This is a genomic window from Clostridium formicaceticum (genome assembly GCF_001854185.1).
Taxonomy (GTDB): Bacteria; Bacillota; Clostridia; order Peptostreptococcales; family Natronincolaceae; genus Andreesenella; species Andreesenella formicacetica.
The window spans coordinates 2353314-2369270 of the sequence record NZ_CP017603.1 but is presented as its reverse complement, the minus strand read 5'-3'; the positions used below and the strand labels follow the sequence as shown (position 1 = coordinate 2369270).

General features: G+C 37.0%; 17 protein-coding genes and 2 riboswitches. Of the genes, 4 read left to right on the top strand and 13 right to left on the bottom strand.

From position 1 onward, the window contains the following. Positions 1-104: 104 nt before the first annotated feature. The 5 genes from pdxA to BJL90_RS10445 all read right to left on the bottom strand — a co-directional run bounded on the left by pdxA (position 105) and on the right by BJL90_RS10445 (position 6124). The gene (pdxA, locus tag BJL90_RS10465; protein ID WP_070967555.1) at positions 105-1103 is read right to left on the bottom strand and encodes a 4-hydroxythreonine-4-phosphate dehydrogenase PdxA; all 999 of its coding nucleotides are present in this window, start codon (positions 1101-1103) and stop codon (positions 105-107) included. A 242-nt stretch (positions 1104-1345) separates the two neighbouring features. Then, entirely contained in the window at positions 1346-2656 is a 1311-nt protein-coding gene (locus BJL90_RS10460; RefSeq protein ID WP_070967552.1) for a four-carbon acid sugar kinase family protein, read from the bottom strand. Positions 2657-2687: 31 nt separating this feature from the next. Then, positions 2688-3449, bottom strand: a complete 762-nt coding sequence (locus tag BJL90_RS10455) for a DeoR/GlpR family DNA-binding transcription regulator (protein WP_070967549.1) — start codon at positions 3447-3449, stop codon at positions 2688-2690. A gap of 262 nt (positions 3450-3711) precedes the next feature. Then, a complete protein-coding gene (gene feoB / locus BJL90_RS10450; RefSeq protein ID WP_070967546.1) occupies positions 3712-5862 on the bottom strand; it encodes a ferrous iron transport protein B in 2151 nt (716 codons plus the stop codon). Positions 5863-5878: 16 nt separating this feature from the next. Further along, positions 5879-6124 carry a FeoA family protein gene (locus BJL90_RS10445; RefSeq protein WP_070967543.1) on the bottom strand — a complete coding sequence of 82 codons (246 nt, stop codon included), beginning with the start codon at positions 6122-6124 and terminating at the stop codon, positions 5879-5881. A gap of 136 nt (positions 6125-6260) precedes the next feature. On the opposite strand from BJL90_RS10445, the gene BJL90_RS10440 reads away from it, so the two are divergent. Further along, a complete protein-coding gene (locus BJL90_RS10440) occupies positions 6261-6743 on the top strand; it encodes an iron dependent repressor, metal binding and dimerization domain protein (RefSeq protein ID WP_070967540.1) in 483 nt (160 codons plus the stop codon). 192 nt (positions 6744-6935) lie between these two features. On the opposite strand, the gene BJL90_RS10435 is transcribed toward BJL90_RS10440, so the two are convergent. The 4 genes from BJL90_RS10435 to BJL90_RS10420 all read right to left on the bottom strand — a co-directional run bounded on the left by BJL90_RS10435 (position 6936) and on the right by BJL90_RS10420 (position 9961). Continuing rightward, complete coding sequence (locus tag BJL90_RS10435) at positions 6936-7709, bottom strand: Rossmann-like domain-containing protein (RefSeq protein ID WP_070967537.1); 774 nt, start codon at positions 7707-7709, stop codon at positions 6936-6938. A gap of 15 nt (positions 7710-7724) precedes the next feature. Continuing rightward, positions 7725-8528: an ABC transporter ATP-binding protein gene (locus tag BJL90_RS10430; protein ID WP_236904894.1), complete on the bottom strand. Its 804-nt coding sequence runs from the start codon at positions 8526-8528 to the stop codon at positions 7725-7727. Continuing rightward, positions 8501-8857 (bottom strand): iron chelate uptake ABC transporter family permease subunit, encoded by a 357-nt coding sequence (locus BJL90_RS10425; protein WP_081561951.1) that lies wholly within the window; start codon positions 8855-8857, stop codon positions 8501-8503. Before BJL90_RS10425 ends, BJL90_RS10430 begins: the two co-directional genes overlap by 28 nt. Before the next feature lie 63 nt (positions 8858-8920). Beyond that, positions 8921-9961, bottom strand: coding sequence for an ABC transporter substrate-binding protein (locus BJL90_RS10420; protein WP_070967527.1), 1041 nt, complete (start codon positions 9959-9961; stop codon positions 8921-8923). Between the two features lie 172 nt (positions 9962-10133). Beyond that, a riboswitch (molybdenum cofactor riboswitch) is annotated at positions 10134-10251 on the bottom strand. Positions 10252-10468: 217 nt separating this feature from the next. Beyond that, positions 10469-10590: riboswitch (molybdenum cofactor riboswitch) on the top strand. Between the two features lie 191 nt (positions 10591-10781). Between BJL90_RS10420 and BJL90_RS10415 the strand changes: the two genes are divergently transcribed. The 3 genes from BJL90_RS10415 to BJL90_RS10405 are packed head-to-tail and all read left to right on the top strand — an operon-like array spanning position 10782 to position 13088. Further along, positions 10782-11663 carry an ABC transporter substrate-binding protein gene (locus tag BJL90_RS10415; RefSeq protein WP_070967524.1) on the top strand — a complete coding sequence of 294 codons (882 nt, stop codon included), beginning with the start codon at positions 10782-10784 and terminating at the stop codon, positions 11661-11663. A 17-nt stretch (positions 11664-11680) separates the two neighbouring features. Next, positions 11681-12370 carry an ABC transporter permease gene (locus tag BJL90_RS10410; RefSeq protein WP_205684234.1) on the top strand — a complete coding sequence of 230 codons (690 nt, stop codon included), beginning with the start codon at positions 11681-11683 and terminating at the stop codon, positions 12368-12370. 7 nt (positions 12371-12377) lie between these two features. Further along, positions 12378-13088: an ABC transporter ATP-binding protein gene (locus tag BJL90_RS10405; protein ID WP_070967521.1), complete on the top strand. Its 711-nt coding sequence runs from the start codon at positions 12378-12380 to the stop codon at positions 13086-13088. Here the strand turns inward: BJL90_RS10405 and BJL90_RS10400 are convergent. The 4 genes from BJL90_RS10400 to BJL90_RS10385 are packed head-to-tail and all read right to left on the bottom strand — an operon-like array spanning position 13078 to position 15951. Beyond that, positions 13078-13806, bottom strand: coding sequence for an RIO1 family regulatory kinase/ATPase domain-containing protein (locus tag BJL90_RS10400; RefSeq protein WP_070967519.1), 729 nt, complete (start codon positions 13804-13806; stop codon positions 13078-13080). The genes BJL90_RS10405 and BJL90_RS10400 overlap by 11 nt on opposite strands. Next, positions 13803-14552: a molybdopterin-guanine dinucleotide biosynthesis protein B gene (gene mobB / locus BJL90_RS10395; protein ID WP_070967516.1), complete on the bottom strand. Its 750-nt coding sequence runs from the start codon at positions 14550-14552 to the stop codon at positions 13803-13805. Before mobB ends, BJL90_RS10400 begins: the two co-directional genes overlap by 4 nt. 12 nt (positions 14553-14564) lie before the next feature. Further along, positions 14565-15299: an energy-coupling factor transporter transmembrane component T family protein gene (locus BJL90_RS10390; protein WP_070973157.1), complete on the bottom strand. Its 735-nt coding sequence runs from the start codon at positions 15297-15299 to the stop codon at positions 14565-14567. Further along, positions 15274-15951, bottom strand: a complete 678-nt coding sequence (locus BJL90_RS10385; protein ID WP_070967513.1) for an energy-coupling factor ABC transporter ATP-binding protein — start codon at positions 15949-15951, stop codon at positions 15274-15276. The genes BJL90_RS10390 and BJL90_RS10385 overlap by 26 nt, the downstream gene beginning before the upstream one ends. Positions 15952-15957 lie beyond the last annotated feature (6 nt).

Below are 15957 nucleotides of genomic sequence, written 5' to 3'. Positions count from 1 at the left end.
CGTTTTCCCTTGTCATCTTCTAAAACTTTAGCATGATATCATGCCAAAGTTTTAGAAGAGAATCCATAGCTGTTTATTTGATGCCTAGTACAAACTGAAAAAGTTTACCTTTTAAAATATGGTCCATATTTAGCCCCTACTTTAATCGCTTCGATCATGCTAACAGCGCTGGCTTTCCCTGTACCTGCTATATCAAAGGCGGTTCCATGATCTACAGAAGTCCTTAAAAATGGCATATTATTTGTCAAAGATATGGTTCTTTCGAAATCCACCATTTTTGTAGCAATATGACCCTGATCATGATATAGAGATAATACTGCATCAAAGCTTCCCTTTAAGCCAAAATGAAATACAGAGTCAGCTGGTACCGGTCCTACTACATCAATACCTTTTTGACGGGCTACTTCAATAGCAAAATTAATTTCATCCACCTCTTCTCTACCAAAAAGGCCATTTTCTCCACTATGGGGATTTAATCCAGCTACAGCTAGCTTTGCTCCATCAATACCTAATCGCTCTAGTGCTGCATAAGACCTTTCTATATAATCCAAAACCCTTTCTTTTTTTACTAAATCGCAGGCTTCTCTTAAAGATACATGACGAGATAGGAAAAATACTCTAAGTTGATCTACTTCAAACATAGTCAGTGGATCATTCGTATTGGTCAAATCCGCCAATATCTCAGTATGACCAATATAATCAATCTTTGCTGCCTTCAAAGCCTCTTTATTTATAGGTGTAGTAGCAAGCACATCTATATTTCCTGCTTTTGCTAAATCTACAGATTTTTTAATATAATCAAAAGCTGCCTTTCCCGCCATGGCTTGCACTTCTCCAAACTTTAACTTTTCTATAGCAACATTTTGTAAGTCTATTAGATTTAAAATACCTTCCTTGTAATCTCCTTCTTCCACTTGAGAGATCACTTTTATTTCTAAATTGACATTACAAATATCCATTGCCTGTAGCAATGTAGCTTTATCTCCTATCACCACTACCTTACATAATTTATGAATTTCTTCTACAGCCAATGCCTTTACTACAATTTCTGGTCCTATTCCTGCAGGATCTCCCATTGGTATGCCTATCACTGGTACTTTCATATTTAATAACCCCTTTCTTTATAAAATAAGACTTCATTCATAAGTAGATGACCAAAATCTATGATTTTGTGTCAGTCACTTATACAGAGTGCAAGTTTGTACTTTAACTTTTGTGGCAGTCACTTAGTTTATTTATCTAGAGGAGTTTTTACCCCCACTGAATTGTAATTGAATTTATCTGGAGAATGTAACGCTCGATCTCTCACTTTAAGAAGTGTAGGTCTTAGTGATACACCAAAGGATTAATCTAAGTTTATATGATATTCATTCGATACCTTCGTACGTAGATATTCAATACAATCAGTCATAGCGCTATCGCCTCCTACTAATCCTCCTTTGGTTATAATAGGTGTATTGTTATATGCGCCATCAATGATTCTTCCATAAGCCGCCAGTGGCAACACTTCATCCTTTACTTCTATGCCAGAGGACTTCAGCTCCTTGCATACTGCCACTGTAATATCTCCTCCACTGGTGTATAAGGCACCTATCAATCCTTTACTTAACCGCATTGTATTTTCTGTTATCTTTGCTAAGCCATCGGCAATTCTCTGACTCACGTCATCTTCCGATATATTTAACTTTCTGCTAATCTCTTTTAGATTCAATATTTTACTACCATTAGTCGTAACCCCCAGCACCTCATACTGATTCATTCGAGATAGAAGTGTTGATGCTACCCTATGAATCTCTTCCTCCATCTTTTCAGAATGAATGAGCGCTTCAGGATCTGCCTTTATAATTAATGGCGTATATTTTAATTTCAATTCATCTAATTGTCTCTTCGTATTATTTGTAACACTGCCTACTGCAAACATCACCTTTTTCCCCGGTACTACACTGGATTGACCTACTAAGTTTTTCGCTAAAGCAGCGGTAAAAGGTCCTGGATCTGCCGCAACAGCTGGTAGCTCCGCAGCAGCTACAGCTCTAGCAATTATTTCTATTTCCTCATCTGTAGTAGCATCAACGATCACTACTCTCTTGCCATTTTGCTTTTCTTGTAGAATACGCTCTTTTAAACTCCCTATACCTTTTAGGACCTCTTTTAAGGGAATAAATCCAACCTTATATTTTGTTTGCTTACTAATTAGCTCTATAATACAAGAGGTATCCACAGGAGTTTTGGGGTCTTTTGCCACATCTGTTTTTTCTAAGGGAATAGCATTGACCATTAAATAGCCTCCCACTGCTATTCTCCCTGAAGAAGGGAAAGATGCTACTACAATAGCTATTTCTTCGTTGTCTAAGGTATCCAGAACTGCATCTATTTCTGCCCCTATATTTCCCCTTAAAGTACTATCAATTCTTTTACTGAACATCCTAATATTTTTATCCTTAAAGACTTTTAATACTTCTGTTACCCTTCTATAGGCTAACGCTCTATCAACACCCCTACTATCAGTACTTATAGAAATGGCATCAAAATTATTTTCTTCTGAAAAGTTCTTTAAATTTAAATAAGTAGCAGACTTAAATCCTCTCCTTGCCAACAGAACCCCTGTAGCATTGGCTCCTGTCAAATCATCAGCTATTACTATTATTTTAGACATCTATACTCCCCCATTTGCAGTTTACTTATGTTTATACCTTTTCAACAGCAATATTTTTCTCCTTCAGTATATCTAGTGTTTCTAAAGCAATGCCGGTATCTGTAATAATTAAGTCTAATTCCTCTAGAGAACAGACTTTCGCAAAACTTTTTTTTCCAAACTTAGAACTATCACACACCAAAATTTTTTCTTCAGCTGCCTCAAGCATTTGTCTCTTTAATTTTGCTTTATCTAAGGTAGGTGTAGTGATGCCACTTCGCAAATCAACAGCATTAGCCCCTATAAAAATAACATCTGTTAGCACATCTTCAAAAAAATCCTTTGCATTGGAACCAGTAATAGCACCTGTAGTTTTTTGAATAAGCCCACCACAACAGTACACCTCTATATTCTCATAAGGATACAAAAAAGCTGCAATCATTACATCGTTGGTAATAACTTTGACATCCTTCTTATTCACCAAGTGTTTTGCTATTTCCATGTTGGTGGTACCAGCATCTAAGATCACCGTGTATCCCTCCTGAACTAAACCAGCGGCAAAAAGAGCTAATTTTCTTTTTATCTTTATATTGATAGCTGCCTTATCCTTATAAGGCACTTCTTTTATCAATTGCTCCTTTAATACGGCTCCCCCATGGGTTCTCGTAACGAGATCTTCCTCCTCTAAAAGCTGTAAATCTCTTCTTATGGTCATGGTTGACACCTTTAGTACTTCCGCCAGATCCTCCACCACAACCTTACCATGCTCTTTTAAGTAATCTGTTATTATTTTTCTTCTTTCAGCAGGCAGCATTGCTTAAAACCTCCCATTTGTTTAAAACTAACATAAAAAGTTTTATTGTTGTTCATTTATGTATTTTATTGTTCTTTTGTGTTAATTATAAAGGCTTTTCTTAAAATTTGCAATACTATTTTTTCGAAAATTTCAAAATTGTCTATTTGACAATGCCATACGTACCATTTCTTCTAATGCACTTTTATATGAAAACCAATCTTTATATTACATGGAACCTACACATAAAATTAACCTCCTCAAATTTTGAGGAGGTTAATTATTATACGAATCCCAGCAACCTAGCAGTTTGCGCTAAAACAAAGCAAACGATTATGCCTGTTGCAGTTGGTATGGCGAAGGAAGCAAAAGTCCATTTTTTGCTTTGGGTTTCCTTCCTTATGGTCAGTAGTGTAGTACCACAGGGAAAATGTAATAATGTAAAAATCATAACACATACCGCTGTTAACCAAGTCCAACCATTATTTACAAGCAGTTCTCTTAAGGCTTCTAAACTATCAAGTTCTAACATAGCACCAGTGGATAAGTAACTCATGACGATAATGGGTATAACAATTTCATTAGCAGGAAGACCTAATATAAAAGCCATAATAATATAACCATCCATGCCAATTAGGCGACCAAAAGGCTCTAAAAAAGTAGCACAATGATCTAGTATACTTACATCGCCAATCATGATATTTGCCATCATCCAAATAACAACCCCCGCAGGAGCCGCTACCATCACAGCTCTACCTAATACGAACAAGGTTCTATCTAAAATGGATCGAACTAAAATTCTTCCTACCTGTGGCTTTCTATAGGGAGGCAACTCTAATGTAAAAGAAGAGGGTAGACCTTTTAAGATTGTTTTAGATAGAATCTTCGATACAATTAAAGTAATCACTACACCCAAAATAATTACCCCTAGTACTGCAATGGTGCCTAAAATAGATTGAGTAATTCCAGCAGCAGCCCCACCTATAAAAATAACCGCCATGGAAATTAAAATTGGAAACCTACCATTACAGGGTACAAAGTTATTCGTAATAATGGCGATTAGCCTTTCCCTAGGAGAATCAATAATTCTACAGGCAATAACACCTGCCGCATTACACCCAAATCCCATACACATGGTTAACGCCTGTTTACCATGTGCACAAGCTTTTTTAAAAAAATTATCTAAATTAAATGCCACCCGAGGTAAATAACCCAGGTCTTCCATTAAAGTAAACAATGGAAAGAAAATTGCCATGGGAGGTAACATAACAGATATAACCCATGCTAAGGTTCTATAAATTCCTAAAACAAGAACCCCATGAACCCATCCAGGGACACCACTACCTAAAAGAAGATTGCTTAAATGTTCCTCTATGGTAAAAAATAGACTTGCCAAAGCTTCTGAAGGATAGTTGGCACCTTGTATTGTCACCCAAAAAACCATCCCTAATAATGCGATCATAATAGGAATGCCAAACATTCTAGAGGTTAGTATATTATCGATTTTTCTATCCATTTCATTGTATTTTTCATTTTTTACATGAACAACCCTTCTATGAATTTTTTCTGAAGTTTTTACAATAGCAATAACAATTTTATCTTGAATTTCTTCCTGTTTCATATTTTGTTTTTTAAGGAATTCTGCCAGTTCTTTTACGCACCTATCTAATCCCTCTGAATCTAATGTATCTTCCTGTAAAAAGGTATTCACTGATTGTAAAATACTAATATCTCCATTGAGAAGTTGGAGGGCCACCCATCGGCTATTCAATTTGCCTCCCACCATTTCTTGAACTTTGCTTTCAACGTTTTGTAATATTTCCTCAATCTCTTTTCCATACTGTATCTTAGTAGTCCTTGACGCAACTTCTCCTAAAGCTACTTGATAAACCGTATCCTTCAACGCCTCTAATCCTACACCATCTCTAGCATTGGTTCCCACCACCGGAACACCCAGGCCTTCAGATAACTTTTTTAAATCTACTTCTATTCCCTTCCTTTTGGCCTCATCCATGAGATTCACACAAAGTACTACTTTATCTGTTATCTCTAAGATCTGTAACACTAAAATTAAATTTCTCTCTAAAGATGTAGCATCTGTCACTACAACCGTTGCCTGCGGCTTTCCAAAACATATAAAATCCCTTGCCACTTCTTCCTCTACAGAATTTGCCAGCAAAGAATAGGTTCCTGGCAAATCCACTAATACAAACTTTTTATCCCTATGGCCATACCTTCCTTGTGCATTGGTGACGGTTTTTCCTGGCCAATTTCCTGTGTGTTGATTAAGCCCTGTTAAGCTATTAAATACTGTACTTTTTCCTGTATTAGGGTTGCCAGCTAAGGCAACCACCACTTCGTCAGGAGAATTTAGTTGTACATTAAACATTTCATCCAAAACACCTTTTCCCATTGATTGATGCGTAAGTCCCACAATAGCTCCCTCCTACTTATCTTTCAATTGCTTCCACTAGAATCTTTGATGCTTCTTCCGATCGCAGAGCAATAACAGTCCCTCTAATTTCATAGGCGATAGGATCTCCGGAAGGACTTCTTCTTAAAGACTCTACCCTTGTATCGCTAATCAATCCTAAGTCCAACATCCGCCTTCTAGCACTTCCCTCAGATATAAGTTCCTTTACCTTTGCAAATCCACCTATTGGTAATAAGTTTAATGGAATCAATTGGTCTTTCATATACAAACCTCCTATGAGAATAAAGTTGGTTGTAGGAAAAAAACATTCCTACCTCCAATATATGAAAATAAAAGAAAAGTGTTACGAATATAATGTTAAAAACATATAAATATTTAATAAAAAGGTGTGATTTCATATGAATAATAAAGAAAAGTATCGTACTGTTAGAGGATATGAGCTATTGAAGAGAGATAAAGAACAGTTGACCCATAGCATGGAGGATTATATGGAAATGATTTATCGTAATGCTATGAAGGATGGTTATATAAGAATGAATGTGTTAGCTGAACAATTAAATGTCCAAGTTTCCTCCGCCACAAAAATGGTACAAAAGCTAGCCAGATTAGGGTTATTACATTATCAAAAATATGGTCTGGTTCACTTAACAGATCGAGGAAAGGAAATAGGGAATTTTCTTTTACATCGTCATAATATTATCCTGGAGTTTTTAAAACTTCTTGGGGTAGAAGACCGTATCTTGGCCAATACTGAAGTGATAGAACATGGTGTTAATGTTGATGTTCTCAAATATATTCATCTGTTGAATAGATTTTTCCACAGTGATCCTTCTGTGAAAGAAAAGTTTGAAGCCTTTAAAGAAACATATGGTCACAATTAATCCGCAAAATTTTTATCATCCAATATCGCTACTTGGTAGTATAACTATTGATTTTTATTATGCTGGTTTCAAAATAGAGAAATCCTTCTTTGCTTTTAGGATTTCTCTATTTTTGAACCCTGTATACGTTCATATATTTAAAACAACTGGGGCACAAAATTTAGCATTTCATGATAAATTAAAAGTTTTATTCTATGGGGATACTCTTACAGACTTTTTGATAGCATATGAACTAAGCTCAGAAATGCCACAAGCTAATGAAATCTTTTTGAAAATACTATTCTTATGCTGGCTATCCCACCATGAGCCTGCAATCACTGTAATTTTTCTATTTGCAAAGGCTGCAGGAAACATTGGCGTCGATGCACCAATCATAATAATCTCCCGTGCATGTTCACACATTTTTAAGATTCCATCAATAGAACCATTAATCATAGTTGTTCCACTGAGGGCTACAATATCGCAGGTGGGAAGCAAGCGAGACTGCTCCTTCATCGGTAGCACACTGCCTTTTTTTCCACCACACTGAGATATACCTTTATCAAAAACGTACAGTTCCTTTGCCCGAGCACCTATCATCTTAGCCACAGGTGGTATAAAACCAATCATACCAACCGTATCCGTATCCTTTACAGTAACACCAAAGGGTCTATCCAGTGTTTCAGCATCCTCCAGCTTCTGCTGTCTTGACGCTGCCACCAGTACCGCCACCCCAATAGCCTTTTGCAGACTGTCGCCGCCTGTCACCACCCATTGGGCAATATCAGCAGCCTCTTCTCCAATCACCTGCTGTCCAAAGGGAAAGATAGAACAACCTGCCTGCAATTCATCTCTAAGAACATAAGATATGCCTATGTCACCATTGTCCAATTCTACTGCCATCAAAGAGACACCCACCACCAAATCTCGCACTTTTCTACCCTGCAAATAGGGTTGTGCTATCCTTAAAACTGATTCTATCAACATAAAAATTCCTCCCTTTTAGCTGATGCCCTGTGGAACACATACCCTGCGTCCCAGTTCATCAATTTGAAACAAGCGCAATTTCCTACCATACAGATTAAATAAAAATGCTTCGTCAAGGATCTCTTGACTCATTCCAAAAGTGAGCTTTCCATTTCGATCTAATACCGTTACCTGATCATCAAGCAAAAGAACATGATCAGGATTGTGAGTGGTCATCACTATACCATATCCCTCAGCCCTCAGCCGCTGCACCATCTCCAACACCTTCATCTGATTACCAAAATCTAGATGGGAGGTAGGTTCATCCAACAGGATGATGGAGGGTTTTTGTACCATCACCCGGGCAATTGCCACCTGCTGACGTTCCCCACCACTGATTTTCATGAAAGATTGCTCTGCGATATGTTCTAATCCCATTGCTTGGATTGCTTTCCATGCCCTCTCGTATTCCGCTGCCTTTGGCTTCTGAAACACTCCCATATGGGGTGCACAGCCGGTGACAATATAATCCAGTACACTGTAGTTGAAGGAGGGGATAATATTTTGCGGTACAAATCCAATTGCACAAGCAATTTCTCGTTGTGACATTCTGCGATAACTTTTCCCCTCCAAGAGTATATCACCTGTTTTGGGTGTATAAAGTCCTGCTATACAGCCAAGCAACGTAGAATTACCTGCTCCATTTGGTCCTAAAATCGAGAGAATCCGTCCCTGTGTAATATCAAAATTCAGTTCTCTAAACACCTCTTTTCCATTAGGATAGGAAAACCCTAAGTTCCGTACTGCAATATTCATCCTACACCCGTCCTTTGTTTCCATAGTAGCCATGCATAAAATGGTGCTCCAATCAACCCTGTAAGGATGCCCAGAGGAATTTCCACTGATGTTGCTGCTCCAACGCAGGCCCCTGAGGATACCCCTAGTAGATCAGGAGAAACCAAAAGATTTTTAAAAACCCCTTGGTAAACCGCCCCTGAAAGAGAAAGAGCTCCACCCACCAGTATGGCTGCGATTATACGGGGAATACGAATAACAAACAATACATCATGCATTGCTGCATCAGTGGGGGACGAATTTGTTAGTTTTTCCACCACTACTCGTATAACATCTACGGGATTCATACTGTATCGTCCTAGGCTCAATGCCATCAAGCAAAGCCCACATCAGCCCTGCTAGAAGTATATGATACTGCTTATTCCGTACATTCTCCATTATTTTGAAATTCCAAGCTGCTCAGCAGTAAAGGTCTGTCCGTATACAAGTTGATAAAATTGATTTACATCTTTCATCAATTCCTCAAAGGAATAGAGTTCAGGATGTAGGTTATAGCATGTCCAACATAGGCCCAATAGTGAGGCTGCAACAGGATAATCCCATGGTTCTAGTTTAGATGGAAATTGAAAAACCTTTTTGTTTTGTACCGCTGAAACATTAGTCCATTGGGGATCGCTTAAGATATCTTCCACCGTATAGTCAGCATAAGCAGGGATGTAGATCACTTCAGGATTCCAAGCAATAATCTGCTCAATATTCACTTCCGTCCATAGTTCCTCTGCCTGAAAACCAGCGGTTACATTGATACCTCCAGCGGTGTCAACCATAAGATTTTGCAGCATTTTATCTGTACTCACCGATGTTTTGGAGCTTCCTGATAGCATCAATACCGTCGGCTTCCCGGTGGCCTTTTCTGCTACTGCACTGATTTCACCGATCTTCTCATCAAAGAATGTCACCAACTGTGCTGCACGTTCATCTCGACCAATTGCCTTCCCTACTAGGGTTAGTGCATCCTTGATGGAGTCAAACTTTTCAACATCCAGAGCAATAGATGGGACACCGATTTCAGTAAACTGATCAATCATATCCTTAAAACGAACCGGCATCACTATAAGATCTGGTTTAACCGTCATCACCGTCTCCATATTGATATTTTTGCCTTTACCTATTTGCGTTACATCGTTAATTTCTGGGGCAACCAGATCATACAAACCATAAGCCATGTCCTTATTTCCAAAGCCTGCAAATCGTGATCCATTTCCATCTAAGACCACAATCATGTTCATACTGGGATTGTGAGTACCAGCCACCCGTTGGGCAGGCGTCGGCAATTCTACAGTCCTGCCTAAATGATCCACTAATGTGATAGTTGTTTCCTTAATGGACTGGGTTTCATCAGCCACTGAAGCTGGAGTAGATTCATTAGAGGAGTTTTGTGTCCTATCACCACATCCCATAAGTAATAATAAAATCATTGTACATAACTAAGGTCCAGCTTAAAAACTTTTTCGAAAATTTCATTTGATTCCCTCCCTTTTCTATGTATCCTCCTATTGACCTCTGTAACGTTTTCACCGGTTACAACAAAAATAAAAAATGTCGAACCCCATTAAAGTAGAGTTCGACAAGTGAAAACCATCCAAAGTCAATAGTAAGCAACTCTCCTTTCCACAATGGGAGACTATGTCGTTTCCAACATAACCCTAACGCCTATAATCCATAGCTGATAGCCTCAGGTCTTATAGGTTTGGAGCTTTTAAATTTTTTGTAACTTTTTTCAGTCTCACTTTATCATATTTACTATACTAATATAAATAGAATTTTTAAAATTTTCTTTCTTTACTTATCCTCTCAATTTTATCTTAATAGGATATATTCTTTGTTCTTCTAACGTTTACTAATCGACAGTATTCTGTGAAATTTTCAAAAAATGTGTTAATTCATTGACAAGCTGTATAAAATCTACTAAACTATATAATATAAATTAAATATCTCCGAGTCTATTTTACCTAAAAAGTTTTTTCTTCAAGGGGAATAGACCGCTAGGGTATCACTGGAAACAGTTTTACCTCCCATTGTGGAAAGGAGCCTTGTTGAAAACGATTGTTTTTCGTTTTTCAACAATTACGTCTTTTAAAAGACTGTTTTATGATGATAATCATTTAAAAATCATAACTCCTTCCCTAGAGAAGGAGTTATTTTAATTTATTAACAAAAAGGGGAGGGATCATTGGTTTATTTATTAATTTCATTAGCTTTTAAGCAAGAAAACAACTTAGAAATGGGGGATAACTAATGAAGCAAAAGAAAAGTAGGTCTTTTTTAATTTTGAGTTTTATGTTAGTATTAATGATGATATTTGTTGGTTGTACAAAGTCACCAGAGGTGTCTACACCTGAAGAGGGTGCTACAACACCGGAAGTTGAAAACACTAGCCTCCTTTTATCTACCACCACCAGCACCGAAAACAGTGGTTTATTAGATGCTATCTTACCTGTATTTACGGAAGACACAGGTATTGAAGTAAAGGTAGTAGCTGTAGGAACTGGTCAAGCCCTTCAAATGGGTAAAGATGGTGAAGCAGATGTATTATTAGTACATGCCAAAGCTTCAGAAGAGGAGTTTGTTGCAGAAGGTCATGGTGTGGAAAGATTTGAGGTAATGTATAATGATTTTGTACTGCTTGGCCCTGACAGTGACCCAGCTGGGGTTTTAGCTAATGCTCCTGACGATATATTAGAAGCCTTTCAATTAATCTATGATAATCAAGCTCCTTTTGTCTCTAGAGGCGATGATTCTGGTACTCATAAGATGGAATTAGAACTTTGGAAGGAATTAGGTCTTGAGCCTTCTGGTAACTGGTATGTAGAAGCTGGACAAGGTATGGGAGCTGTTATTCAAATGACAGATGAAATGTTGGGCTATACCCTTACTGATAGAGCAACTTATTTATCTATGAAAAATGACTTAGAATTACAGGTTGTAACTGAAGGAGATACAAAGCTCTTTAATCAATATGGCATTATTGCTGTAAATCCAGAAAAAAATGATAAAATTAATTTTGAAGCAGCAGAAATCTTTATTAACTGGATGTTATCTGATAAAGGCCAACAACTCATCGGAGAATTTGGCAAAGCTGAGTTTGGTCAATCATTGTTTATACCAAATGCTAAGTAATTAAGGGGGAAAACAAGGTGGGAGAAATCATCGAGGGTTTTAGAAAAGCTGTAGAACTATTGCTTTCACTGGATAACGAAATATACGAAATCATTCTATTATCAATCTATGTCTCTTTCGCCTCCACTTTTGTCTCTACCATCATAGCTGTACCCTTTGGCATCGTCATTGGTGCCAAGGACTTTCCTTTTAAAAGATTAGTGGTTCGTTTTATCTATACGATGATGAGCTTGCCTCCTGTCATCGTTGGTTTAGTGGTTTTTTTATTTATATCAAGGCGAGGTCCTTTAGGGTATTTAGGGATTGTCTTTACCCCTACCGCTATGATTGTGGCTCAGATTTTCTTAGTGGCTCCTATTATTACTGGCATCGTATATAATGGCACAAAGGAAAAAGGCGAAGAAATAAAAAAGTTAGCCAAAACCTTAGGAGCTAATAGAAGAACCACTTTGATTCTTTTAATCAAAGAGTTAAGGATTAATATTTTTACTGGAATCGTTTCAGGATATGGTAGAGCGATTTCAGAAGTAGGAGCTGTTATGGTTGTGGGAGGAAACATCAAGGGGCATACACGAGTGATGACGACTACCATTGCTATGCTAAGAAACCAAGGGGACTACGCTACAGCGATTGCCATTGGTTTAGTCCTACTATTTTTATCTTTTATTATTAATTCTACGTTATATCACTTTCAACAGGGAGAATAAAATAAAAATGAATCTTACAATCAAGGATTTGACAAAGTCCTATAAAGAAAAAAAGGTTTTAGATATAGATGCACTTCATATAGAAAGCGGTGCTTTTTTAGGCATTATCGGCCCTAATGGTGCTGGTAAAAGTACTTTGGTAAAAATTTTAGCAGGACTTGATGCACCAACCTCTGGTGTACTTAAGTATGATGGAATTTCTATAAATACAAGTATCTACAAAAAAATGACCATGGTTTTTCAAAAGCCTTATTTATTGAGGACCTCCGTCTTCAACAATATTGCCTACCCTTTAAAAATTAGAAAAGTAAATAAAAATAAAATTCACCAGCAGATAAATGATTTAATGGACGAAATGGATATACAACATATAAAAGAACAAAATGCTTGGACCCTCTCCGGTGGAGAGGCACAAAAAGTGGCACTAGCCCGTGCCATCATCTTTCAGCCTTCTCTATTGATTTTAGATGAACCAACCGCTAATATTGACCCTGCTTCCACGCTAGCACTAGAAAAAACCATTAAAAACTTTTATGAAAAAACAAAAGCGACTATTGTTATTGTTACCCACAACCTACAACAAGCCAAAAGGCTTTGTCATGACGTAGCTTTTATGCATAGAGGCACAATCCTTGAATATGGAAAAACTGAAGATGTTATTCTTTCTTCTAAAAATAAACTTACACGACAGTTCGTGGAAGGAGAAATCATTTTATAGCTCTTCCTCTTTTGAGCTTAATAGAATTGATTTCTTTTTCCACTTCTTTTATGAATATTTCTCGACTAATAGAAAATCTTCTCGTAAATAAATCAATCAGTTCTTCTACAAATCGCATTTTCCAAGGCGTAAAAGAAGGGCTATAGGTTAGTGTATAAGCACATAATTTTGCTCCATCCGTTTGAATTTTTCCCTTTCTACAGTCTTCGAAGTCAATACCATATATTTTTTCACCTTCTCCTACAATAAAATTCCTTAGATTGACATCTCCTAAAGTGATGTTAGGTTTATTGATGCGCTTCCTAACCTTATAGAATTTTTCCATCCATTCTATCAAATTCTCTATAAGACTAAGGTTTGATCGGCAAGGTTTACTCTTCTCCAAAGTATTCTCTCTTTCCCTTTCCTCTATCGTCTCCAGGAAAGTTTTTCCCTCAATATATTCCATAATAACATAGTTATTTCCTTGTTGATAAACTTTAGGTACTGCAAGGCCTTCTTGCTTCAAGCAAAGAAGGAAATCAATTTCCTTCTTCATTTTTTCCTTCGGCTGAATATATTTTTTTATTACTACAAATTTTAGCTGCTGCATCTTTTCATGAAAATATGGGACTTTATAAACTTCATTTTTTTTACTACAAAACCTTTCTACTGACTGGCTGTTTTCTATTTTAGCAATATCACAGATATCCTGGCGGTTATTATCCCATAAGATCATCTTTCTCCAACCTTTATCTGTATATTTGCCCCCTTATGATAACCCTCTAGCTCTGATACAACCCCTATGATAGCATTGTAAAGAATTTTTTGAACGAAAGGTACCATTGAAATCTCCTGATGGTTGATGGAGAGTTTAATATTTCCCTCACTAAGAATACAATCCTCCCTCTTAGCTTCACCTTTTAAGATCTTGATACCTAATTCTCTACAACTATAACCGCAAGCACAGCAACATTCTGCTGGAAATTCAGGAAGCTTTTCATAGACCTTCTTTTCAATCAAATCCACTAGCTTTTCTATATCCTGCATTGCATTGATTACAGGAATACCCTTATATTCTTTTAACACATTAGATATTCTGCCAGATATCGCAAACACAGTGCCATCTAATCTTTCTTCGATCTCTTTTGTATCATGGGCGGTAATGATTTTCGGTGCATTGGTATCCTCCACCCCCTCTAATACAACAAAGTCGTGATGATAAAACCTTAAAATTTCTTCAATGGGTTGTCTTTTGGTAAATAATATGTCAGTTTCATAATGACCTCTAGCAGTTACTAATTCTGACCCTGACATACGATGACGATGGGTATTGCTACCTTCTTGATCTATAGCAAATTTTTCGAAGTGAATATCTTTTACGCTTCCGACAGAATATCTTCTTTTTTTAAGTTCCTTAATGATGTTTTCAATGGTGGTTGTCTTCCCAGACTGTGTAATCCCTCTAACAGAAAAAATCTTCATCCTCATCCCCCCCTAAAAATAATTTAGTCCTATGATTAGTGTAAAAGTTGTTATGGTAACAAACATAACAGCATAATCCGTCCACTGCATTTTTAATAGATGATAACTTGTTCTCTTACTATAAATCCCGAAACCTTTCATTTCCATGGCTGTTGATAATTTTCTAGCCTTAATCAAGGAGTTAGCTACAATAGGCATTAACACATAAGAATATATTTTTATTCGCTTTTTCAACGGAATTTTATCTAATTCTATACCTCTTAACTGAATAGCTGTCACCACATCCTTTATTTCCTCTGTAAAGGTAGGCAAAAACCTTATAGCTATAGACACCATAAAAGCAATTTCATAGGGAATCTTCCACTGCACCAAGCCTTGAATCACCTCTCTAGAGCTATTGGTGGCCATAATTGTAGCAGATGAAATGATAATCAACATTCTCAAAACCAGTTGAATCCCTTTAAGCATCCCCTCTGTAGTAATAAGTGTGATACTGCCCACATTCATGATACTGGTACCATGAGAGTGGAAAAGGCTTTGTATAAAAATCAAAAAGACAAAAATCCACAAAACTCTTTTGAACTTTTTAAATATTGATAAGATAGGACTATGGAAAACAATAGATAGCAAAACAGAAACCAGTAGGATACCTACGAGTATATAAATATTCCTTATCAGTACAGCTAGAGAGGAAAGGCTAAGTACAATCATAAGCTTAGCCCTAGGATCTAGCGCTTTTTCTGGCATCTCCAATGATTTCACCCCCTATCATTTTTATAACACGGGTAGCATGCTCTTCTACAAAGGCTTCATCATGGCTAATCACCGCCATACCTACACCTTCTTTTTGTAAGCTTTTTAATATGCTTGAAAGAACCTTCTTTCGTTCTCTATCTAATCCCGTAGTAGGTTCATCCAATATGAAAAACCCTGGTTCATGAAGGAAGATGGCGGCTAAAGCCAATCTTTGCTTTTCTCCTTGACTTAGCGTAAAGGGAAAGGCTTTTGATAGATGGCTTATTTGAAAAATCTCCATAGCTTCTTTTGCCTTTTTTTCTATGACTTTTTTTTCTATCCCTTTGATCTCCAAGGGAAAAGTTAATTCCTCATAGACTGTTGGAGCAAAAATCTGTTTTTCGGGGTTTTGAAATAGATAACCTACTTTCTTTCCAATAGCACCTAAAGACATACTACTACTATCTGTACCATCAATCGCCACAGTACCGCTTTGAGGTTTTAAAAGCCCTGCCATCAGTTTTCCTAATGTCGTCTTACCACTACCATTCGGTCCTACAACAGCAGTAAAATCTTCTTGCCATAATTGTAGAGAAATATTTTTTATAATGAAATCATTTTTTCCGTAAGCAAAATTTATATTCTCTAAAGTTAAATAGCTCAATGATAA